The 21,291-nt window shown below is 39.8% G+C and carries 21 protein-coding genes and 2 pseudogenes; 4 read left to right on the forward strand and 19 right to left on the reverse strand.

Going from position 1 to position 21,291, the window contains the following annotated elements:
• Positions 1–567: 567 nt before the first annotated feature.
• Positions 568–843 (forward strand): helix-turn-helix domain-containing protein, encoded by a 276-nt coding sequence (locus A8990_RS26425; protein WP_116192033.1) that lies wholly within the window; start codon positions 568–570, stop codon positions 841–843.
• A gap of 2 nt (positions 844–845) precedes the next feature.
• Here A8990_RS26425 and A8990_RS26430 read toward each other — a convergent pair whose 3' ends face one another.
• A complete protein-coding gene (locus A8990_RS26430) occupies positions 846–1,160 on the reverse strand; it encodes a Mu transposase C-terminal domain-containing protein (RefSeq protein WP_116192034.1) in 315 nt (104 codons plus the stop codon).
• A gap of 134 nt (positions 1,161–1,294) precedes the next feature.
• Between A8990_RS26430 and A8990_RS26435 the strand changes: the two genes are divergently transcribed.
• Positions 1,295–1,639 (forward strand): helix-turn-helix domain-containing protein, encoded by a 345-nt coding sequence (locus A8990_RS26435; protein ID WP_116192035.1) that lies wholly within the window; start codon positions 1,295–1,297, stop codon positions 1,637–1,639.
• Positions 1,640–1,653: 14 nt separating this feature from the next.
• Here the strand turns inward: A8990_RS26435 and A8990_RS26440 are convergent, their stop codons facing one another.
• On the reverse strand, positions 1,654–2,472 hold the full coding sequence (locus A8990_RS26440) for a hypothetical protein (RefSeq protein WP_116192036.1): 819 nt from the start codon (positions 2,470–2,472) through the stop codon (positions 1,654–1,656).
• Between the two features lie 250 nt (positions 2,473–2,722).
• Between A8990_RS26440 and xerS the strand changes: the two genes are divergently transcribed.
• Both xerS and A8990_RS26450 read left to right on the forward strand, forming a co-directional pair.
• A complete protein-coding gene (xerS, locus tag A8990_RS26445) occupies positions 2,723–3,778 on the forward strand; it encodes a tyrosine recombinase XerS (RefSeq protein ID WP_116192037.1) in 1,056 nt (351 codons plus the stop codon).
• A gap of 187 nt (positions 3,779–3,965) precedes the next feature.
• The gene (locus A8990_RS26450; protein WP_116192038.1) at positions 3,966–4,418 is read left to right on the forward strand and encodes a YhjD family protein; all 453 of its coding nucleotides are present in this window, start codon (positions 3,966–3,968) and stop codon (positions 4,416–4,418) included.
• A 457-nt stretch (positions 4,419–4,875) separates the two neighbouring features.
• Here A8990_RS26450 and A8990_RS26455 read toward each other — a convergent pair whose 3' ends face one another.
• From A8990_RS26455 to A8990_RS31890, 17 genes and pseudogenes are all read right to left on the reverse strand, one after another.
• Positions 4,876–5,145 carry a hypothetical protein gene (locus tag A8990_RS26455; protein ID WP_116192039.1) on the reverse strand — a complete coding sequence of 90 codons (270 nt, stop codon included), beginning with the start codon at positions 5,143–5,145 and terminating at the stop codon, positions 4,876–4,878.
• A 151-nt stretch (positions 5,146–5,296) separates the two neighbouring features.
• On the reverse strand, positions 5,297–6,427 hold the full coding sequence (locus A8990_RS26460; protein ID WP_116192040.1) for a restriction endonuclease subunit S: 1,131 nt from the start codon (positions 6,425–6,427) through the stop codon (positions 5,297–5,299).
• Positions 6,424–7,857, reverse strand: a complete 1,434-nt coding sequence (locus A8990_RS26465) for a type I restriction-modification system subunit M (protein ID WP_116192041.1) — start codon at positions 7,855–7,857, stop codon at positions 6,424–6,426. The genes A8990_RS26460 and A8990_RS26465 overlap by 4 nt, the downstream gene beginning before the upstream one ends.
• A gap of 26 nt (positions 7,858–7,883) precedes the next feature.
• Entirely contained in the window at positions 7,884–10,250 is a 2,367-nt protein-coding gene (hsdR, locus tag A8990_RS26470) for an EcoAI/FtnUII family type I restriction enzme subunit R (RefSeq protein ID WP_116192042.1), read from the reverse strand.
• Between the two features lie 409 nt (positions 10,251–10,659).
• On the reverse strand, positions 10,660–12,399 hold the full coding sequence (locus A8990_RS26475; RefSeq protein WP_116192043.1) for a KAP family P-loop NTPase fold protein: 1,740 nt from the start codon (positions 12,397–12,399) through the stop codon (positions 10,660–10,662).
• Between the two features lie 197 nt (positions 12,400–12,596).
• Complete coding sequence (locus tag A8990_RS26480; protein WP_116192044.1) at positions 12,597–13,028, reverse strand: hypothetical protein; 432 nt, start codon at positions 13,026–13,028, stop codon at positions 12,597–12,599.
• A 5-nt stretch (positions 13,029–13,033) separates the two neighbouring features.
• Positions 13,034–13,513, reverse strand: coding sequence for a hypothetical protein (locus A8990_RS26485; protein ID WP_147306876.1), 480 nt, complete (start codon positions 13,511–13,513; stop codon positions 13,034–13,036).
• A gap of 353 nt (positions 13,514–13,866) precedes the next feature.
• Positions 13,867–14,607, reverse strand: a pseudogene (locus A8990_RS26495) (histidine kinase); the annotation flags it as partial.
• A gap of 47 nt (positions 14,608–14,654) precedes the next feature.
• Positions 14,655–14,985 (reverse strand): annotated as a pseudogene (gene trxA, locus A8990_RS26500) (thioredoxin).
• 32 nt (positions 14,986–15,017) lie between these two features.
• On the reverse strand, positions 15,018–15,413 hold the full coding sequence (locus A8990_RS26505; RefSeq protein ID WP_116192048.1) for an Rrf2 family transcriptional regulator: 396 nt from the start codon (positions 15,411–15,413) through the stop codon (positions 15,018–15,020).
• A 945-nt stretch (positions 15,414–16,358) separates the two neighbouring features.
• On the reverse strand, positions 16,359–17,216 hold the full coding sequence (locus A8990_RS26510) for a methyltransferase domain-containing protein (RefSeq protein WP_425463933.1): 858 nt from the start codon (positions 17,214–17,216) through the stop codon (positions 16,359–16,361).
• 186 nt (positions 17,217–17,402) lie between these two features.
• Complete coding sequence (locus tag A8990_RS26515; protein WP_116192049.1) at positions 17,403–18,305, reverse strand: NAD(P)/FAD-dependent oxidoreductase; 903 nt, start codon at positions 18,303–18,305, stop codon at positions 17,403–17,405.
• A gap of 21 nt (positions 18,306–18,326) precedes the next feature.
• Positions 18,327–19,262: a thioredoxin-disulfide reductase gene (trxB, locus tag A8990_RS26520; RefSeq protein WP_116192050.1), complete on the reverse strand. Its 936-nt coding sequence runs from the start codon at positions 19,260–19,262 to the stop codon at positions 18,327–18,329.
• A gap of 111 nt (positions 19,263–19,373) precedes the next feature.
• Positions 19,374–19,688 (reverse strand): thioredoxin, encoded by a 315-nt coding sequence (gene trxA / locus A8990_RS26525; protein WP_116192051.1) that lies wholly within the window; start codon positions 19,686–19,688, stop codon positions 19,374–19,376.
• A 382-nt stretch (positions 19,689–20,070) separates the two neighbouring features.
• The gene (locus A8990_RS26530; RefSeq protein WP_116192052.1) at positions 20,071–20,472 is read right to left on the reverse strand and encodes an RrF2 family transcriptional regulator; all 402 of its coding nucleotides are present in this window, start codon (positions 20,470–20,472) and stop codon (positions 20,071–20,073) included.
• A 132-nt stretch (positions 20,473–20,604) separates the two neighbouring features.
• The gene (locus A8990_RS26535) at positions 20,605–20,901 is read right to left on the reverse strand and encodes an SRPBCC domain-containing protein (protein WP_116192053.1); all 297 of its coding nucleotides are present in this window, start codon (positions 20,899–20,901) and stop codon (positions 20,605–20,607) included.
• A gap of 83 nt (positions 20,902–20,984) precedes the next feature.
• Entirely contained in the window at positions 20,985–21,149 is a 165-nt protein-coding gene (locus A8990_RS31890) for a hypothetical protein (protein ID WP_245996234.1), read from the reverse strand.
• Positions 21,150–21,291: the final 142 nt, after the last annotated feature.

Consider the following 21,291-nt stretch of genomic DNA (forward strand, 5'->3'; position numbering starts at 1 on the left):
GTCATTTCAACATTTACCAAACGCCATGATCTAGAGAGCTCGATGCTCCTATACTCAACCCCTCAAACTGTATATAAGGGAGCTTGCCAGATTTCATTGAACCCCGGACGATTCTGGTAACGAATATACTTGGAACAAACATTTCAGAGCGAGCAGTAGCTTTATTGGGACGTTTCATTTGATCCATCTCCTATAATTCACTTCCATGATATGTATAACCAAAATGTTGCTATTCAATACAAAGCTTATAAAAATGCTGATCTAACAGGCTTCTGAGGTAAAAGAATACTCAATCCAAGCCAACAATCCATCAATTTCTATCTAGACATTCTCACTGTGAACGCATGTTCATAACCTACACATTTCCTTCGATCTGCTGCTCGCCTAATTCAACGGACTCATAGTGGTATATTAATCAATTAAGTGATATATATATGAGAATGAGTTGAACGTTCAATTGAATATTCAATTCCTCACCATTCCTATTTATTTAGTACTAGAGTTCTAGAATTTATTTTTTTGGGAAAACTAGTAGAAAGAAATAGATTTGTAGAGGAGAAGTTAGTGATGGCTAAAAGAGCAGTTAAAGCAGAATTTGACCATGTTGATTGGAGAAATGAAACAAGGTTATATACCGAAATCGGGAGACGCATAAAAGAAGCGCGGAGAAGGAAAGGCTTCACCCAGGAAGACCTCAGTGAGCGAGTAAGTCTCTCTAGACCATCAATCTCATTAGTAGAAAACGGACAGCAGAATATTTCAATGTATGCAATTTATGAAATCTGTTTTGTGCTTGATGTTTCAATTCATACAATTCTTCCAAACAATATGAGAGACTCTTAAGCTCATTTATTACGCTTAGCTCTTCGAAGTTGCTCCTTCAAGACCCTAATTGCACTTTGGTATTGATGAGTTTCCTCAGTCTCTTCGGGCAGATGAACTGAACTGGCTAAATCGATGGAGTCAATCTCGAAAATCAGTATATTAGAGAGGTTACGGGGATCGTACAAAATGATGACCTTCCACCCCCCTTCTACCGTTGCATATTCGAACCACTTCTTCTTTACCATGGTGGCACATGTATAGACTAATCCGTTAAAATGCAATCCATTACTTGTAACAGTTGCGAGACCAAGTTCGAAGTTAGTTTGATCGTTCATAGAATCACCTCATCCATCATTATGAACAGAAATCGAAGGAATAATACCTACAGGTCTCAAAATAGGAAATTGAGACCTGAATGTGCATGTTATCGCATTAAGCCTTTGAGTAATCTATATTTGAGGTGTAAGTAATGGATAATAATGTGCTAGAGATCATCGGCCGGAGGATTAGAGATCTTCGAAAACAACGAGGGTTATCTCAAGAGCAATTAGGTGAGATGGCTGGTGTACACTTCTCTTATATTGGTAAAATAGAACGAGCTGAAAAGAATGTTACGGTAGTTAATCTAGAAAAAATTGCGGCAGCACTAGGGGTTTCCTTCTTTGATTTATTTCTATTTGGTAAGTTCATCAGACCTGAGCAAAACGAGAAGGATAAAATTCTTAATTCATTATTTCAGAATCTTGCTATTATGAAAGTGAATGACCTACGGAAACTAAATGGCTTGATTTATAGCTGGAGTCAAGATCAATAAACCACCTTCTCCGATTATGGATGATGGTGGTTTATTTGTTGTGCTATGATTGAATATCTCCTCTGTTTGTTCTCTAACATATTCCGCATGCGTGTTTCTTCATTCATATTCATTAAATAATACCTCGATTGTATTCCAATCATTCTCCGATAATTTCTTACATCCTTTAATGAGTAATATCCTTGCAGCCCTTGCTCGATTGTTAATTCTTCATCTGGCTTACAAACCGATTTAAATCTCTCTCGTCCTAGTTTTATAAACGCTTGCGTAACATCGATTACTGGATCAGATAGCTTAAGACTCACGGTACCGAAATCAATAAATCTGTCTCGAGAAGCGAGTATCTGTGATGAGTTTAGACAGATCCAGCTCCATGTTTTAAGTAGGATTGTATATTCATTTTTTTTCTCTTTCCATTCCCCGACTAAATTAATGACTTTTTGTTCTTTTGTTCTTAGCTTATATTCATCCAATTCATCTTTCGAGGCCCAATTATCACGATTTGGTACAAACTTCAATATGTGTCTGCCGAACGCATTTTTTGGTTCAAGGATATGCTGTTCTTCTTCCGTTAGATCCTTCCATCGTAAAGTACTCGTAACAGGTAATAATCCTCGGTCGTCTAAAAATTCCTTTAAGCCGACTTCATCATGATCGTACTTCCTAAAGTTTACGAACTTTCCAACGACAGAGTGTTCGAGCCACTCGATTCTGCGTTCACCAACTAATTCTTGATATTGACGAATTTTTAATTTGAGAATTTCCATTTGCTTGTCCAGAGTAAGTAATCTCTTGTACTTCCCACTTACAAGGAAATGCATTAAATTGCACATATTCTTCAATTCCTTCATAACGAAGGATTAGCCAATATTTAATAAAACTATTCCATGATACCAATAAGGACAAAATATTGCTCGCATCCGAATAATACTACCTCTCTCGTATTCGCTTCACCGTTTATTCTATTCACGCATGATTTATCATCAAAAGAGCACAAATGTATGGAAGTTATTTCTGATGTACACAATTTAGTTATCCACCTGGATCTTCTATATAAACATTTTTGCTGACTGGAGGTTTGATATGCATAATCACATAAGAAATGACCTCACTACGAGAATTGAATGTAAAATGAGATTACTACCATGGTACGTACAAGAATTTCTTGAAGGAAATAGGTACAAAAAATCTCCCAATACACTTCTGAACTATGTTTATGATTACATCTCATTTTTTGATTGGCTCATTGCCAAATGCTTTTATCACGGTGCAAGAGAAAATATTCCTGTTGAAGTATTGGAAAAGCTAAATACTTTAGACATAGAGAGTTATACAACAACCCTTTCTAATGAAAAAGGAAATACAAAGAATTCTATTGCACGAAAGGTAGCGGCTTTGAAGTCCCTATTCGGTTTTCTTAGTCATTCTCTAGAAGACGAATCAGGCTTTCCTTGCCTTAAACGTAACGTTATGGTTAAAGTCCACAGTGAACCGAACTACGTCTCAGCTGAGAAAAGGGCATCGCTCATTGAGGACTATATACTTTTGAATGAAGATATCGCAGAATTTCGACTGTTTATCACTGAGAAATATGGTGATTTATGCAGTTCTAATAAGCGAATTTTTAATGCTTATCAAAAAAATAAGGAACGAGACTTAGCGATAATTAGCCTTGTTCTTGGATCTGGATTGAGAATCTCTGAAGCCCTTTCACTAGACCTTGTCGATGTTGACTTGAATTCAGCATCAGTTTCTATTGTGAGGAAAGGTAAAAAAGAAGCCGTAATCATTAGCAGAGTTGCTCAACATGATTTAAAATCTTATCTAGATACTCGCCAATCCCGTTATTTTGTTAATGGCGAAATCCAAGCCGTTTTCCTCTCGCAGCCAACTGGTCCACATGGTATGGTTGGCCGATTAACTATCAGAGCTGCGCAAAAAATGTTAGAACGGTATGTAGAATTATTCGGAATGCCTGAGTTAAATCACCAGAAGCTCAGACAATCCTTTGCTACTATGTTCCATCAAGAGAACAATAATCTAGAAAAGTTGCAAGAACAATTAGGCCAATCGGATTTAAATGTGACAAGAGTATACAATCATGTAGCTACGACTAATCGGAAAACGGGTAAAATTTGATAAGGCTTATGTATAAGCAAGCTATTGGGCATTGTTCTGTTTCTCGTTGGTAATCCGATGAATTGCATTATATGAGCTCCAAAGAACCCGATAAACAAATAAAAATTCGAAGCACTAACCCGCTTCGGATTTTTTTGTTGTCATTGCGTTAAATTGCGTCTCTTGAATGATTGGAGCACTTTGGATATTGATTAAGTATACACCTTTATTTCGTTTACTAGTTGATAAAGAACAAATGTTCGCATATACTACCACAGAGGTGATATGTGTGATCTCAACGCCAGAAGAACTTGTGATGATCAAAGAGTGCTGCCTGCTGCCGCTCATGCTGGATATGGTGGAAAAGCAACGAAAGGACTTGGAGACTTCGACAACACCTATGAAGTCTCTATACCTGGCAGCGCTCCTCAAACTCCAAGACATGATCCATGCCGATCTCGTGTACACGCGGAACCAACTACGAACGGCAGATATTAAGCTGTGGAAAGTCGACGCTTCTGAGGTCCGCGAAAAATCAGCGTTTAAATACGAGTACATGAACAAGGGGTACCGCGGAGTATTTGAGATGCTCAGGAGCCTTGTAAAAGCTGAATTATCGAAGAAGTTCGGTCAGTATATCGCTAAGGTATTCGAAAAATAAAAGACAGCTCTGGATGGAATGATGGATCATTCTTACAGGACTGTCTCTCACTATCCTCAAAGTACAAATGATTCAAATATTGGATGACGCAGTTTACTATCCTTCGTGTAGCACTGAAATTTAACATTGCAAGTTAGTACCGGCTCAAACAGTCCTTACTTTCTCCTGTAACGATTTGCTTGGCCACTGCCCGGAACGCATTCAATACGTAGGATGGAGTTTCACCTTCTAGGATTTTCTCGATGTATCTTCCAATACCTCCGTAGCTGACTAGGCCATATCTAGATACATATCGAGGCTCGTGATCCAGTACTTCTCCTTACTCGTTTTTAAACTTTTTTCTTAAATCACCTCAGCACCCATAAACTGTAAAAATATGCTTTTCATCGTGTCTTACGATCAACCCGTCATCCCAAGCTTTTTTCGGTGTAGCTGCTTATTTTGAACAAGAATCTATTTAATCTCTCATCTTTGTATAGCTTTCCTGCACTTCTTTATTCATCTCTTCTAACCATAATGCAAATTCTTCTACTTCAGTTACTGTTGGAAACCACACATGTATACCATTGCAAAATAAGAATTTTTCTACGTTCCATTTTTTCGAGTCACCTATATCATATCCACCTGCCATTAATGAAAATGTTTTAGATGATGGGTAAAACATTAAAGCATCAACATAAATTTCCTTTTTCAGGAAAGGTTTATAACAGTGAATTACAATTTTCATTTTTGCTCCCCCACGAACTCTTTTTTTCAAATGCTAAGACCCATTATACAGTATTTCCCATAGTTCAGTAGCAAGAAATAGACAAAAAAAAGACATCCCTGCTCCAAGAGGTTAACCTCCCATACAGGAATGCCTGTTGAATCACAACAGCTTATATTAAGATTGAACTCAAGAGACTTGCAGCTATTATTTTCGAAATATTTCTAGGTTCATTTAAATTATTACTTATTTCATTTACTTTTTTTAGAAGTAACACAAACTTATTTTGTTCTTCTATATCAGGTATCGGAACGAAAATATTCTCAAGCTTAGTTAAGCCTAATGTTTTATTTCTTCCAGCTCCACCTGGGGAAGCACGATTAATATCCTCAAGTCCCTTTTTATTAATAAAATGATAAAACAGGAAGTAAGGATTTACTTGTTTTAAATCAGGACGACAAGAAATAAACCTGTGTGACCCAACTCTTCCATCATCTTCAATAGAGGCAACAGCAATTGCACCTTCCCATGCGAAAACGTTACTAAAAACAACATCTCCTGCGTGTATTTGATAAAGTTTTTTATTTCCAATTTCCACCCCTGTCAAGGCTGGTTTATGGAAAGTTCCTTTCCCAAAGCTCCTTATACCTAATTCGGGATATAATTCGTCATCTTCAACTTCAACTGGTCTTCTAATGATTGGTGCAATTTCTTTCATTGGTTTATTATCTACATCACTCGTTATTTCTGTATATTTACTATATAGAAATTGCGATAGTAGATCACTCTGATTTCTTATTTCTATCTCGAGAGTTTCATTAAGTTTATTGAATTTATTATATTGCTGTACAACTCTTTCTTGAATGTGTATATCTGGTAAATTTAGATCAAAATTCAGAAACACCTCTTCTTTAAGACGCTTTCTGTTAGTTGTTCCAATACTCCCTCTTAGGCATAGTTGCATGAAATAATCAGTTTGTGAATATAGCTTGAAAAACTCCATGTTCACATATTCTTTATTCACTTCAAAACTTAAGAAATCGTTTGTTATAGCAGCAACATCTATTGTTTCAGGTATGATACCGAAAGCGCCGTTTCTAGCATCAATCCGAGACATGATAAATTGCCCTCTTCTTGCAATAAACTGATTCTTTGTTCCAATATTTATACCCTTTTCAATATCTCTTGTGTAAACTCCATTATGGTACATCCTGATTGTTAATCTTCTATACTCACAATCATCTTTAATTACTAATGGCTCTTTTACCCTACTTAATATTTGTCCAACTTTAACATTTATCATAATTTCAATTCCTCTTCCATCTCATGCAGTATCTTAATAATTTTAGCTTGAGAGGATTTTAAACTTACTATTATTTCGCTTAAAGATTTGGATTCACTTTCGGTCTCTCTAGAAGGATTCTTCAAATCCAAGTTGTAATTCGCTCTTTTAATATCTTCAATATTTACTCGCCAAGCCGATTCGTTTTCAACACGATTATTCCACCAGAGCTTCTCCACTTCAAATTCTTCTAATCGTATCGGTTTTGTTTTAGAATAATTTTTATACCCTTCAGGCAAAGGATGTTCGAAATACCAAATTTCTTTAGTAGGTCTCCCTTTCTCAAAGAACAACAAGTTTGTATTAATTCCTGTATAAGGTGCAAAAACACCACTAGGCAAACGGACAATCGTATGCAAATTGAACTCTTCAAGCAACTTTTCTTTAATCGCAGCCTTTACGCCTTCGCCAAATAAGAAACCATCTGGCAGTACAATTCCTGCACGACCACCATCTTTGAGTAAGTACATCAGTAAAACCATGAACAAGTCAGCAGTCTCTCTAGTTCTGAACTTTTCAGGGAAATTAATTTCAACGCCATCTTCTTCGATTCCACCAAATGGTGGATTCGTTACAATAACATCAACTTGATCTATGGGGCGATATTCACGTACATTTTTCGTCAACGAGTTGTCATGCTTAATTTTAGGTGCATCGATATCATGTAGAATCAAATTGGTCATGGCCAACATATGTGGTAGAGGCTTCTTTTCAATTCCCGTAATCGTGTCTTGCAGTACCTGATTAGCCTCAATATTCTTGATTTGATTTGTATTGATAAGGTGTTCAATTGTGCTGGTCAAATAACCACCTGTTCCACAGGCGAAGTCCAACACTTTCTCACCAAGTTGCGGATTAACCATATCTACAACAAACTGTGTTACTGGTCTAGGCGTGTAATATTCACCGGCGTTACCTGCATTCTGCAAGTCCTTTAATATGTTTTCGTAGATGTCATTAAACATATGGCGATCTTGCTGCGTTGTAAAGTCGATCTCATTGAGCTTATTGATTACCTGACGCATCAGCGTACCAGATTTCATGTAGTTGTAGCTATCTTCAAATACAGCCTTTACGATGAAAGCTTTTGGATCACTGTGTTCGTCCAATTCCATCTCTTTTAAATCTTTGAACAGTTTATTATTAACGAAGTCCAGAAGAGCATCACCTGTCATGCCCTCATCATTAGCTGCCCAATCACGCCAGCGAAGACCTTCTGGAACAATCGCAACATACTCGTCTCGCATTAATTCCCATTCTTCTTCCTTGGCATCAAATACCTTCAAGAACACCATCCATACCAATTGCGATATACGTTGTGCATCTCCATCGACACCTGCATCTTTACGCATTGTATCTTGTACTGATTTAATTATTGCTGAAACTGACATCCTTAGTTATCCTCCCAGAGTGCTTCTTATGCTGAATAGATTACTTTTTCTAACTCTTTAATAGCAGCCATATATCCTGGTTTACCACCGAATCGTTTAACAATTTCCATTGGAGAACCAAAAGTTTGAAACTCAGGAATCTTTAATATTTCAATGCTCTCAATATTCGCAATTCCCTCATCCGCATACTTCTCCAACAAAGCCTCTAAAACGAATCTGGCTTGTTCGCTATACTTTGCAAAATAATTGCGCTTCTTAACGTTCTCAGCGCGTTCTCTGCGTGTCAGAGGCGGCATATCGAATGCTACATGGCATATCAAGTCAAACGGGTCTAAATCCTTACCCACTTCGTCCTGAAGCTCATCGAGTAATATGCCTTGCTCTTCTAGTTCCTTTAAAACGGCATTTTTCTTGTCAGCATCATTCCATCTGGTAAGAAAATCATTCATGGATTGATATTGATTCTTCACATTCTTCTTCGTATAGTCGATCAAAGATTCGGTAATCAGTTTACCATCTTTGTCGTAATAATACACGCGATGGTTTAGCACTTTCACTTCGACATTATGCACGTAATATTTGGTAGGAGGTTCTCCTCCTCCACCACCTCCAGGTGGAATGCCAAAGCCACCTCCTGGAGTCTCACCACCTGGCTCACCTTCGTTATCTCCACCATCACCTGGTTCATCTTCAGGAGGAATTCCACCACCTTCTGGTGGTGTCATTATAATAACTGGATCACCATCGAAATCTGGGTCAGCAAACAGCTTGGTTACATTACGGAAATCTATAATCGTAAAATATAACTTTCCAAAGTCTTCTCGGATTCGTGTACCTCGACCAATAATCTGTTTGAACTCAATCATGCTGCTGATATTTGAATCCAACACGATGTATTGGCATGTTTTCGCATCAACACCAGTTGTCATGAGTTTGCTTGTTGTCACTAGAGTAGGATAAGGTTCTCTAGGATCAATGAAATTATCAAGCTCCGCTTTACCTTCCTCGTTATCACCTGTTATACGCATTACATATTTCGAGTTTTTAGCAACCATATCAGCATTCTCATTGACGAGTGCCTGTCTCATTCGTTCAGCATGGTCAATGTCCACGCAAAAGAAAATCGTTTTAGCCATACGCGATTTATTAGCCTTCAAATAGTCTGAAACCATTTTTGCAACAGCATGAGTACGTTTCTCCAATATTATGTTCTTGTCATAATCCTTGATATTGTACTCTCGATCCGCAATCTCATGGCCATACTTATCACGTTGCCCCTTGGTTGGTCGGAATCCATCAATATCTTTATCAAGATTAACTCGAACGACTTTATAAGGAGCAAGGAATCCATCTTCGATGCCTTGTTTTAGCGAATATGTATAAAGTGGCTCACCAAAATAACTCAAGTTGGAAACTTCCTTCGTTTCCTTAGGCGTTGCAGTTAGACCAACATGAGTGGCTGCAGAAAAGTAATCCAGAATCTCTCTCCAAGCAGAATCCTCTTTTGCACTGCCTCTGTGACACTCATCAATGATGATTAGGTCAAAGAAGTCTCTGGAGAACTCCTTGTAAGCATTTTGGAAATCATCATTTCCAGATATGCCCTGATACAGCGCAAGATAAATTTCATGCGCCTTATCAATCTTACGATTTTTGATCTTTGTCATCTTATCGCCAAATGGAGCGAAATCGTTGGTCATTGTCTGATCGACAAGGATGTTCCGATCAGCGAGGAAAAGTATTCGCTTCTTTGATTTTGCCTTCCAAAGACGATAAATAATCTGAAATGCTGTATATGTCTTACCTGTTCCAGTAGCCATTACAAGAAGGATTCTGTCTTGGCCTTTAGCAATTGCTTCAACTGTTCGGTTAATAGCAATTCGTTGATAATAACGAGGGCTTTTTGATTCCTGGGTAAAATAATAGTCCTCAACAATCGTTTCCTCAGATTTAGTATCAATACCTTTGGCTATCTTATATCGCTGCCACAGTTCTTCTGGTGAAGGAAACTGCGATAAAGTAAGTTCACGCTCAACTGTTCCAGTTGTTGCAGTTCGATCATGCTCCAAGAAACCATCGCCATTGGATGAGTAAACGAATGGAATATCCAAGATGTCACCGTAATTGATAGCTTGCTGCATCCCTGCACCAATACTGTGCTTATTGTCTTTTGCTTCAATAATGGCAATTGGAATGTTGGCTTTATAATAAAGGATATAATCTGCACGTTTCTTCTCACCACGAGTAACCATTTTCTTACGAACGATAATACGCCCATCTGTGAATGAAACTTCTTCACGAATTTGCCTTTGAACATCCCATCCAGACTGGACAAGAGCTGGATTTATGTACTTCGTGCATATGTCACGTTCTGAGAGGTCTTTTTTATTCACAACCAACCCTCCAATTAACCTGCTTTATAGTCCATTAGTCATATACTATGATAAAACGGAAATTGCTTTTAATAAAGGAATTTGTTAGAAAAAGCATATAGCATGCCCTTTATCGTATTAAAATTGCGCTTAGTTTGTTGTTCCCTTGCTTTTTCTAATACGCTAATACTCTCTTGTTCTGCTGTAAGGGATTTGTCGAGATCTGAAGATACGACCACAGTTTAAAGTGACGATATTGAATACGTGTGTAATGCTTTAACGAGATACTTATTTGGGGTTGCTTAGCTTCAGCGTAATATAAAAAAGCCAGCTAACCAAATTTGATCAGCTGGTCTCGTAGGCTTGTGCGGCAAAAATTAGAACAAATCATATACTTAATTATAACCATAATGTTTATCAATATTTTAACTTACCGACTTTCATATTTTATTTTGAAACTTCTAGAAATATTATTCGCGTATAAAATATATTCAATTTGAATAGAATCCAAAAATTTAAAAAAAGAATCTGCCAATTCATTAGGATCAAAACTTATTTGATTTGAAGCAAACAAGGGTTTGATTTCTTTCATTGTTTTATGGGGATTAGTTTTTATCCACTTATTCAAACAGTCAATTATTATCTTTGTTGATTTAGGATTAAAGTGTTGAAATAAAAACCATCTAAGATATTCATCGAACATTAAAGCAACTTCACTTTCATCTTGCTTATTTAAGAAATAAATTCTGTCTTTTGATAGAATTAAGAGATTTACTACCTTTTTTACGTCCCTTGGATTTATGTATTGAATCTGCATGATATCATTTATTATTTCAACAAGGTTTTTCTTCTCATCATCACTAAAGGCTGACTGCTCCTTCAACAAAAAGTTAATATAATTATTATATTCCGTTGGATTGGGCAGATAGAAAGGTACTGTGATGTATTTCTGCAAAAAGTATTCCCCAAATTCAAGTTTATCTTTTGTAGTAATTTCACCTTCAAAAACAAATTTATTTTTTTCTGCAATTGCAAAACAGATCGTTTCAAAGTTGACTGAAAGCACCACAATTATTTTTTCATTTTGTATTATTAATGGCAGTGCATTAAAGAACTCAATAATAGTCTGACTATCACATCTATCTAATTCATCAATAAAAACAACTATTTTTTCATTTTTTTCTTTTGACCAAATACTAATTAGCTTGTTTAAATCCTCCTTTATTATTTCTCTATTCCCAAGTCTGTTTTTATAATCAGGTAGTTTCAAGTGACGGTTAACTCTATCTGTTATTGGTTTCGATATTAACTTAAACTGTTTTATCATTGGGATTATTAAATTATAAATAACTATTATTGTTGAGAATACACCAACGAAATTGGTTGGCAAGTCGTTCTTCTTAATAGCGTCCACTAAGGGTTTGCCATTATTCACAAAGAATAGCCAATAGATAAAGATTGATAATATTATTATATTAATAATAACAACCAGTTTTTGTTCTTTAATACTCGCTTTAAACATAGTCCATTTGTATTTCATAACACCTTTCCAACCCTGATCCTTCTCATACTCAGCATACATTTGATTTAAAAAAGAAAACCATATTTTTTCTTGCGCATTATACTCAGAAGCATCAAATTTGACTATCCGGGTTGTACTCAACTTTGCTTTTAGTCCAGGTGTATCTATCAGTCTTTTATTTATAGCTTTAAGTTTTTCCTCAATTAATTTCAGAAAAGAAGATTTCCCTTCTCCCCAACTTCCATATATGCCAATTGTAACGGGTGGTTGTGAATCATTATTTGAAATTAATTCTGCTATCGATAATGCATATTGTTGACGAGATAAAGTATCTGTAATAGTTCCAATATCAGGTAAAATATAACTATCGTGTTTAGGAAGTTGCTTTGAAACATTTTTTCTCCGTTCCGTTTCTTCTTCAAATTCAATCTTCCTTAAAGCACTTGTTGTTCGCTCTAGCTCAGCGTTCACTCTATCCAATTGCACTTCTGGACGACCACTGTAATCTTCATAGTCTAAATCGTGATCTTCCTCAGTGCTTTCATACATTCTTTCAAGTTCACCATGTATAATCTCTTTTTTATTGTTTAATTCCTCTAGTTTCTCCATTAAAGCTAATTTATTATGATCGTTCTCAAAGCTGCTCAATTTCCATCACCTTTCGTATATGCTCAAATATAATGCTGTTTTTTCGAAAAAATGTATTATCGGAGGACTTCTATTGCCACATCGGGGATAATGTCCGTTGAGTCTGCTGTTTTTGGGCAGAAGCACGAACCTGCTAGATCACTATGTCTTTTAAAAAACCGCACTCTAACCAAGTGCGGTTTTTTGATATTGAAAGTTCACACTGACTCTTGCTCCTGAAACCTTTTATATATCCAACAGAACTGCTGCGCAGTACTAAGTTCTGTTGGCATATCGCGATCATATGGATATTCAGTCACGTCTATGTGATCCCCAAAAGTCTCTTTTAAAGCGTTATAAATTATTTCTGGGTCACAGAATCTTGTAGCGTTTGAATACTCTCTTTCTTCTAGTTCAGCTTTCCTTATTACACCATCTGCACTTTGTGCCAAGCCTAGAAACCCTAGTAAGTACTTTATTACTAAATGAGGATTCTGCTGGATCTTCTCTTGTACATATGTTTTTGCTGAATCGGCATCTCCGTAATTCGCCCATATACTTAATATTATATGAAAGTTATGCTTAAATACATCATTTAAACTTTGATTTGAAAAATATTCAACAATTCTAGCATAAAGTACTCCCCCCAAGTGGACTACGAGTTCTCTAATAAGGCAAATTCCTTTGGTTTTGAATCCACCGAAACTTTGTCAAACCACTTCAAACATTCAACAGCATAATCTATTGGTTCAGCTATTTCTATTATCTTTTTAGCAATCTCAAATTTTCTTTCAATGTCTTTTATATTCCTAAGTAACTCGTTAATCAGAATCGCTGATTGAGACCAAGTATTTAAAAAGCTAAACATTATCTGTTCATTAGGAAACTTACTAGCATTTTGTGCAAACTCCAAAGTCATTTTTTCAGAGCCTAAATCAGATAACCGGGTTACGTTTCTACGCAACTTCATTATAAAACTATCCATATTTTTATCATTTACGCATAAATCAATAAAAGCTCCAGTAGCTACATCCCCAGCTGAATTCGCATGAGTTATTAGCTCTTCAATTATAGAATCAGGTACATCATTATCTGGTATTCCATATGAAAAATAGCGTTGAAAATATATGTCCAAGTAACTTCTTTTCCATCAGAGTGCACATCATTTATAACGTAACCGCTATCTATAATGGGGGGTATTAACATAAGATAATCTCCCTTTCCATTATTATGACGTTCAACCAACTCATTTAATCTATTAACATCCTTAAGATCGAAATGATATAGAATAGTGTCGTTCTTTCGATCAGATGTATCAGTCTTCATTATTGTAAAACATAAGATTGTTCCTAAGACAGCAATAATTAGAATTAAAGAACCAATTATCCATTTTGTTCTCATAATAATTCATCCTCCTATTCAAACCCAAAACTCCGCTAGGCAAATGCTTGTCCTCTTACAATTGTGCCTGAAGATACGCTCGCCTTAGCGCTCCGCCCGATCGGCCACAAAGAAAAGATCAACATTGCTGATTTTCTTCAAAAGTCCATTGACGACGGAGCCTTTCCGCCATTCCTGCCATCGGCTTTGCTTGGAATGCCCGATCACGATTCGAGTGACATTATGCTCCACCGCGTACTTGACCAGCTTTGCGGGCAGCGATCGCCGGGAAGAGATGGGAATTTCGACGAATTTCCCTTCTACTTTCTCGACCATTTGGACAAGCGAACGCTTGAAGGTCGCCGCTTCCTTCGACAACGGCTTCTGCGGATTAAAGAACGTAACAACCAGTAGTTCTCCGCCCAGCCGCTTGGCGATCTGCTGGCCTCTGCGTACGTAAATAGAGCCATTCCAGTGATATTGTGCAGACACCAGGATTCGCTCCGTCGCGCCGGAAGGTCCTAGCAGGCCGGCTTCCTCCCGATACTTTTCGAGCGAATCGTTGACGCCTTCGGCCACCAGACGCAGTGCCAATTCCCGCAGCTTGCCGAGGTTCCCCCGTTGAAACAACTTCGGATTGTCCTGCTGCAGATGACCATTCGACAAACGCTCAAGCAGCGTCTCCGGCGTGACGTCAATCAGGCGCACTTCATCCGCCATTTCCAATGTATCGGACGGAACGGTATCCCGAACCTCGATGCCGGTCAGCTTACGAGCGAGCTCGGTGGCTTCCTCCAATTCGTAGACGTTCACTGTCGTGATCACGCTGATGCCCTGGTCGAGCAAAAAGGACTTTAATAGTCCATAATAACGTTGATTCGACATAAAACAATGTCTCATGCAGCAATCCGATAACTATTTAATATAAATTGTTTCAACCCCTCGACGGAGAGAACTCCGATAGCTTTGTCGATCGGGGCGCCATTTTTAAACAGAATGGTTGTCGGGATGCTCATAATGCCAAACTGAGCAGCAGTTTCTGTACTTTCATCCACATTGACTTTGAGAATCTTCGCCTCATATTTAACTTCCAAATCAAATGCTTCGAGAATCGGGTGCAAACGAGCGGCAAGGCCCACACCAAGATGCCCAAAAATTTACTAATGTAAAGCCTTCGCTTTGCAAATCCGATTTAAATGAGGAATCCTTCGTATGGCATATCGTCATTCGCTTTCTTCCTCCAATTCATCAATTGATACTCACTTTGTGCAACAACCGATCATGACATCGGAGATCCTGTATTTCTTTAGGCATGTAACTGTACACTTATCGATCTCTGTTTTAACATGTTCAAGACTGAACCATCCGTTATCCATCTCGTTTTGACTTTTCTTCTCGTTTCTAACTGCTTCATAGGCATCTGCCAGTGAGATATGTGTTGCCGGAAGTTTAAGTTTATAACCTCCGTCACGGCCCTCCTTAGCTTCAATGAGCCCATTCTTCAGCAATCCGGAAATGATTTTTCTCAAATAAGCGGCATGTACATGTAGATTTTTAGCCATTTCCGAGCTAGACAACGTTCCTCCATGCTTGGCCAACAGCAGCAGAACGCCCAGTGTTACATGAAACCTATGCGTTCCTAATTGGGCATCCAATTCTGCTTACCTCCTCTCACCAAGAGGATTCCTACCCAGGAAAAATCCTCTTACGTCAGATCCATAAGGACAGCCACCGCCACTTTACTGCCAGAGGCTGCGGCATAAATTAATTGGGAAGGACCCAAATATGCCGCATCTCCTGCCACATATAGTCCCGAAACGGTACTTCTACCCATAGCGTTCGCAGTTATCCCCCGTGTTCCATGGTGTTGCATCCCAACTCCTTGACAAACACGGCTTTGGGCACCAATTTAGGCGTAATGAATCCTCCGCTTCGATCCACATGGGTACTATCATTAAATTGTACCCGTTCCAACAAGCCGTCCCGGCCATAGAATGCTGCAACGGGGGTTTCAATCACTCGCATTCCTTTTGACGCCAGCCGATCTTTTTTGTTCAAGGGTCAAAGGGGCATGACCGTTCTGCTTACAACCAGATCCATGCTCCAGTTGTAGAGAAGTCTTGACTTATGAAAAACCTTTGGGCCCACCGAAACAACGATAAGAGGCTGATCCCTCAATTCCCATCCGTCGCAAAAAGGACAATTCAACAGACTTTTCCATAAAAGTTGTGTAGTCCCTCTATGTCCGGGATAATCTCCTCCAATCCGGAGCCAAAATCAATTTCCGAACTTGCATAAGCGTGCGAGCCTTCGTGTATATTCAAATCTGGGTTCCCTTTTGCGAATATCCGTAATTTCGTTCTGCCAATGCTAAACCGACGAGTATTTCAGTGCCTCTTAGGCAATACGCCTAAACTCGGCCGGTTCAATCCCATCTCTGATCAGATATCCGTGGGAAGCATACGTAAACCCATTTCCTGGGCTGTTTATTGTAAAACAGCGCAACGGTACCAATGCCGCATTGCCATGTTGTTATCGAAATAAAACTAGCGTTAATAAGGGGAGCTCGCAGAGAAAGAGGGCACTACCATTTACAATTTTCAACTATCGTTTCCCGTCGAGATGGCCTCGCCGTTCAACAGACTTTGTCTGGTGTACATGTTCTGTTCCTTCAATCGAATAAGCACCTTGCCAAAACGCCCACCCTGCTGGATGACCACCTTGTCCGTCGGATAAGTCCGTTCCAAATAATCGGCTACGGTTTTCCTGTTCTGGTCATCCGCAGGCAAACCGAAAATTCTCAGCCATTCCATAACCTCCTGGAGCGCCGTTTCTCTAGATACCTCCGTGGTTTTCATTTCCCGGGTTACGAGCGACTCATAGGAATACCCTTTGAGATACAGCAAATGGAGCAAATAAGCCATCTCCAAATGGTCCGTTTTCATGGGCTGATCAGTGACCAGAGGCCAAATCTCTTTTACCAGACTGTGCTCCCTGGAGCCGACAGACAGGCTGATATAGCAAAACTGTCGTGCGCAGCTCAGTACCTTCTCCACACTCTCCCAATTGACAATAACCGGGCACATGGAGATAAATACGAAATCAAATGCTTTTTTCCACCCCTTTGCTTGAATATCAATGTCTTCGAAAGGCTCAACCACAATCTCTACATTTCCGTTCTTTAATCCCGTTATATTACTTTTCAGCAGCTCAACTAATGGAAGACTAGGCTCCACAGAAGTAACACTGGCCCCTCTCTCCGCAAACGGCACTGTAAATCCGCCTGAGGCTGCTCCAATGTCTAATATGGAGGTATCTTTAAATGTCACACCCTGTCCTTCCAGCCAATTCATTATCCGTTTTGTTCTTTGCCTGCCTTCTTCGTTAAACGCCTGCTCGTTAAATGATTTTGCCCTATGGTCAAAAGTGTGTGCTGGATCAATTCTGGCTTTTTTCATTTTGCTAACTGCTGTATCTGGATCATTCTTCCAAGCCTTTTCTCAAACGGCATCATTAAAAAATCGTTCGTCATAATCCTCCTCATCCCTTCTGTAATATGTAACCATTACAATTATGACTTTTGAAAAAATGCCCTTCTCTCTAAGAAACTTTTTTCCAAAAGAGAAGGACATGTCCACTTAGAGTTAAACGAAATCTTCTTCTGTCAGTTCCATGTTGATGCCAACTGCTGCTTTGCTTCCGTCTGCTGCAGCATAAATCAACTGGGAGGGCATTACGTAAGCAGCATCCCCGGCAGCATACACACCTGGAACCGTGCTTTTGCCCCACTCATTCGTGGCGATACCGCCAAACTCATTTACCTCATAACCGAGCGATCCCTGAAAAGACGCCTTCGGTTTCCATTCCGGTGTAACGAATCCTCCCGTTCTCTCGATCCGCGTGCCATCCGTAAATTCCACCTGCCGCAATTTTCCCTCATGCCCGATAAACTGCGCTACTGCTTGTTCAACCACTTCGATGTTTCTGGATTTCAGCAACTGTTTCTGCTCGGCATTCAGAACAGCATGCCCATTCGTGCAAATCACGAGATCTTTACTCCAGGTATAGAGCAACTTGGCCATATGAAACACTCCAGATTGCTCGGAAACAACAATTAGAGGCTGATCCCGTGACTCCCAACCATCGCAGTAGGGACAATTAAACAAACTTGTTCCATAACATTCACGCAAACCGGGAATGTCCGGAAAAACCTCCCGAAGTCCCGTGGTGATCAGCAATTTGCGTGCTTCAAGCTTTCTTCCGGTTGATGTTACGACGACGAACCTGTTATCAGATCGGTGAATCTCGGTTACTTCCCAAGGTAAAAGTTCTACGGAAGGATACCCCAGAACCTCCTCATAAGCAATACGCCTGAATTCGGCTGGTGTCACACCGTCTCTTGTAATAAATCCATGGGAGGTGTGTGTAACCGCATTTCGGGGCTTACTGTTATCGAATAACGCAACACTGCGCCTGGCCCGCCCAAGTACCAGTGCCGCATTTAGTCCTGCCGGGCCTCCGCCGATAATGGCACAATCATAACTCAAAAGGATCTCCCCCTTAAAAAGTTACCCAGTAAAAGTGAAGTGTTCATTAAGGAATTTCTCACAATCTAACGCAGCCATACATCCACTGCCCGCCGCTGTAATCGCTTGACGATATTTGTGATCTTGAACATCGCCGCAAGCAAAGACACCCGGAATATTCGTCTCAGAAGATCCCGGCTTCACAATAATGTAGCCATACTCATCGGTATCAATTTGACCCTTAAGAAAACCTGTATTCGGCGTATGGCCAATCGCTACAAAAATAGCGTCAGTTTCGATAATCTCTTCCTGACTGTTCTCATTATTTTTCACCTTTAAGCCCGTAACGCCTCTTTCACCTGCAATAACCTCTAATGGAGTGCGATTAAGGCTCCATAGTATCTTTTCATTGCCGCGTACGCGGTCCTGCATAATTTTCGAAGCGCGTAGCTTGTCCCGACGATGTACTAAGCGAACTTCTGTTGCAAATTTAGTTAAGAAGTGCGCTTCCTCCATAGCAGAATCACCGCCGCCCACAACGATAATCTTCTTGCCGCGGAAAAAAAAGCCATCACAGGTCGCGCATGTACTTACGCCCCGTCCGATGTTTTCCTTCTCGTTCGTAATGCCGAGCAGCCTTGCGGAAGCACCGGTAGAAATGATCACTGTTTCCGTTTCTAAAGTACCTGTACCTTCGACTGACAGCGTGAAAGGTTGTTTCCTCAGGTCAATACTGTCGACCCGTCCTGTACGAAATTCAGCGCCAAAGCGTTTCGCCTGCATCCGCATATTGTCCATCAATTCAGGCCCCATTATTCCCTCTGGAAAGCCTGGAAAATTTTCGACTTCCGTTGTGGTTGTCAATTGACCACCCGGTTCGGGTCCTTCGATCACCAAAGGATTTAAGTTAGCCCGTGCCAAATAAATAGCAGCGGTCAGTCCCGCAGGACCTGTTCCAATGACGATTGTTTTATACATATGTGCCTCCTAGCGTTTTTCAAGACCATTCACTTGCCGCACTACTATTTTTTTGGAGAAAGCAGATGCTATACTTGCTAAAGCGATACCTGTCGGCTTTTGTGTGTTGATTTATTTGGAGGCAGCAAGCTGCTGCAGGGCACCTTTCGGCAATATGCCTAATTCTTTATATAGGGGCTTTCCATCTTTGAATATAATGGTTGCCGGTATGCTCATAATTTGAAATTGTGAAGAGGTTACCGGATTTTCGTCTACATTAACTTTAACTACTTTAATGGAATCATTTGCTTCCCTTTCAAACTCCTCTAAAACAGGTGCAAACATTCTGCATGGACCACACCAAGGAGCCCAAAAATTCACTACTGTTATACCTTCAGTTTGCACCATCTCTTTAAAAGTAGAATCTTTCGCGTGTTGAATAGCCATCTTGATCATCCTTTCGGAATTAAATATATTAAAGATATATTATATCTTTAATTACACATGAGATTTCAACTGTTCATCTGTTGGAGTTTAAGGCTCTGTTTTCACTAATTCCAATGTCTGGAACTATCCGCGGCAGTGCTATATTGTTGTCCTCCCATCCTACTCACCTCCTTTCACAGGCCACTTTCGATTTCCGTGAGGAATTTTGTCTGTACGTGACGGGGAAACTATAAGGAATTGCTCGGGACAGCATTGAGTTCCGCCGGCCTCCACCGATAATGGCAAAATCCCAATCGTCACAATAAAATCCTTCTCACGTATCACGTTTATTAATCGATATTATAGATATATAATATCTACAAATAGTCAAAAAACTGGTTGATTAATCCATTCCCATGAATTGCCCGGCCAGTTCATGAATTTTTTTGTTTTTCAGATACTGCTCCATTTGGTGTTCTGCTTCGGTGACGATTTGTTGAATCAAACATTCGCTGCCGTGATCAAGGCCGCACTCGAACAGCGAAGCGGTTCCTTCGATTGCGTGAATAACGTCCAGGAATGAGATGTCTTCCCAATTGCGTCGAAGCCGGTACCCTCCGTTCGCGCCGGACATAGATTGGATGAGTCCAGCCTTAACTAGCTTGGTCAGCATTTTAGACAGATATGTTTGGGAAACGCCTAGTTTCTCGGCCAGCTGTTGCACGCTTAGCGGATTGTCCGGCGCTGTTGCCACCAAATAGCACATCGCGTGAAGCGCATAATCGGTTGCTTGCGAATATTTCATAGTGCTCCTCCTTAGGTAATTAAAGACTTCATGAATCCATGATAACTTTATTTTGTGTAAGATGCAAGCGTCCGCAATCAATTGAACATAACTATCTCCGTTAGAGTTACTAAGCTTTGTTCTAAATTCTTATTAGCCCATCATTGCCAAATTGGATGTAATCGGTGAACCTGTGTGCTCTACACGCTCTTTTAGAGCAACGTTCATCTCCATGAACCCGCGTTTGGTGTCTCCGTCCAACATTCGGGAAACGAACGGAACCATAATCCCAGTAAAAACTTCTCGATGCACAAACAACGTGTGATTACTGTCTATAGGTTTCAGTTCAAAAATATGCTCACCGTCGAATATTCCCTGTACACCGACTTTTCCAAGCCAACTGAATTCATACGGCGGGACCAATTTCAAAATCTTAGAACGAAATCTCATGCCTTTACCATCCCATGACTCGACGGGTCTCTGCCCTAACATTCCATCGTCATACTTATCCAAGGTGTGGAGACCGATTGCGTTTAGCGGAGCATATCCGTAATTCGTTCGAACTCTGCGATTAAACGTACAAAATCTTGCTTTGCTTCGGTTAGAGCTGTAACGTCTCCTACACTCCGCCTAGCTTGCGCAATGAGCTCAGCAGCCTTTTGTATGCCTGTTACACCGCCTGCTCCTGCTCGCTGCATATGTTTTCTCCACGTTGAAATGATCTCCGGTGTTGACCGTCCTGCTAGATCCTGAGGCGTAGGTAATTCCTTCAGCGTAGCCATGGAACGTTTGCAGGTCCAATCCTTAAAATGTGAGACTATTGGTAGCACTGCTATATAC

It is taken from the genome of Paenibacillus taihuensis, assembly GCF_003386535.1.
Taxonomy (GTDB): domain Bacteria; phylum Bacillota; class Bacilli; order Paenibacillales; family Paenibacillaceae; genus Paenibacillus_Z; species Paenibacillus_Z taihuensis.

Excerpts from the sequence above, each read along its gene's own strand:
- xerS (WP_116192037.1), top strand. The coding sequence starts at position 2,723 with ATGCATAATCACATAAGAAATGACCTCACTACGAGAATTGAATGTAAA.
- A8990_RS26435 (WP_116192035.1), top strand. The coding sequence starts at position 1,295 with ATGGATAATAATGTGCTAGAGATCATCGGCCGGAGGATTAGAGATCTT.
- A8990_RS26430 (WP_116192034.1), bottom strand. The coding sequence starts at position 1,160 with ATGAACGATCAAACTAACTTCGAACTTGGTCTCGCAACTGTTACAAGT.
- trxB (WP_116192050.1), bottom strand. The coding sequence starts at position 19,262 with ATGTATAAAACAATCGTCATTGGAACAGGTCCTGCGGGACTGACCGCT.
- A8990_RS31890 (WP_245996234.1), bottom strand. The coding sequence starts at position 21,149 with ATGCAGCGAGCAGGAGCAGGCGGTGTAACAGGCATACAAAAGGCTGCT.
- A8990_RS26455 (WP_116192039.1), bottom strand. The coding sequence starts at position 5,145 with ATGAAAATTGTAATTCACTGTTATAAACCTTTCCTGAAAAAGGAAATT.
- A8990_RS26530 (WP_116192052.1), bottom strand. The coding sequence starts at position 20,472 with ATGAAATATTCGCAAGCAACCGATTATGCGCTTCACGCGATGTGCTAT.
- A8990_RS26510 (WP_425463933.1), bottom strand. The coding sequence starts at position 17,216 with ATGAAAAAAGCCAGAATTGATCCAGCACACACTTTTGACCATAGGGCA.
- A8990_RS26535 (WP_116192053.1), bottom strand. The coding sequence starts at position 20,901 with ATGAGATTTCGTTCTAAGATTTTGAAATTGGTCCCGCCGTATGAATTC.
- A8990_RS26425 (WP_116192033.1), top strand. The coding sequence starts at position 568 with ATGGCTAAAAGAGCAGTTAAAGCAGAATTTGACCATGTTGATTGGAGA.
- A8990_RS26465 (WP_116192041.1), bottom strand. The coding sequence starts at position 7,857 with ATGTCAGTTTCAGCAATAATTAAATCAGTACAAGATACAATGCGTAAA.
- A8990_RS26440 (WP_116192036.1), bottom strand. The coding sequence starts at position 2,472 with ATGTGCAATTTAATGCATTTCCTTGTAAGTGGGAAGTACAAGAGATTA.
- A8990_RS26460 (WP_116192040.1), bottom strand. The coding sequence starts at position 6,427 with ATGATAAATGTTAAAGTTGGACAAATATTAAGTAGGGTAAAAGAGCCA.
- trxA (WP_116192051.1), bottom strand. The coding sequence starts at position 19,688 with ATGGCTATTCAACACGCGAAAGATTCTACTTTTAAAGAGATGGTGCAA.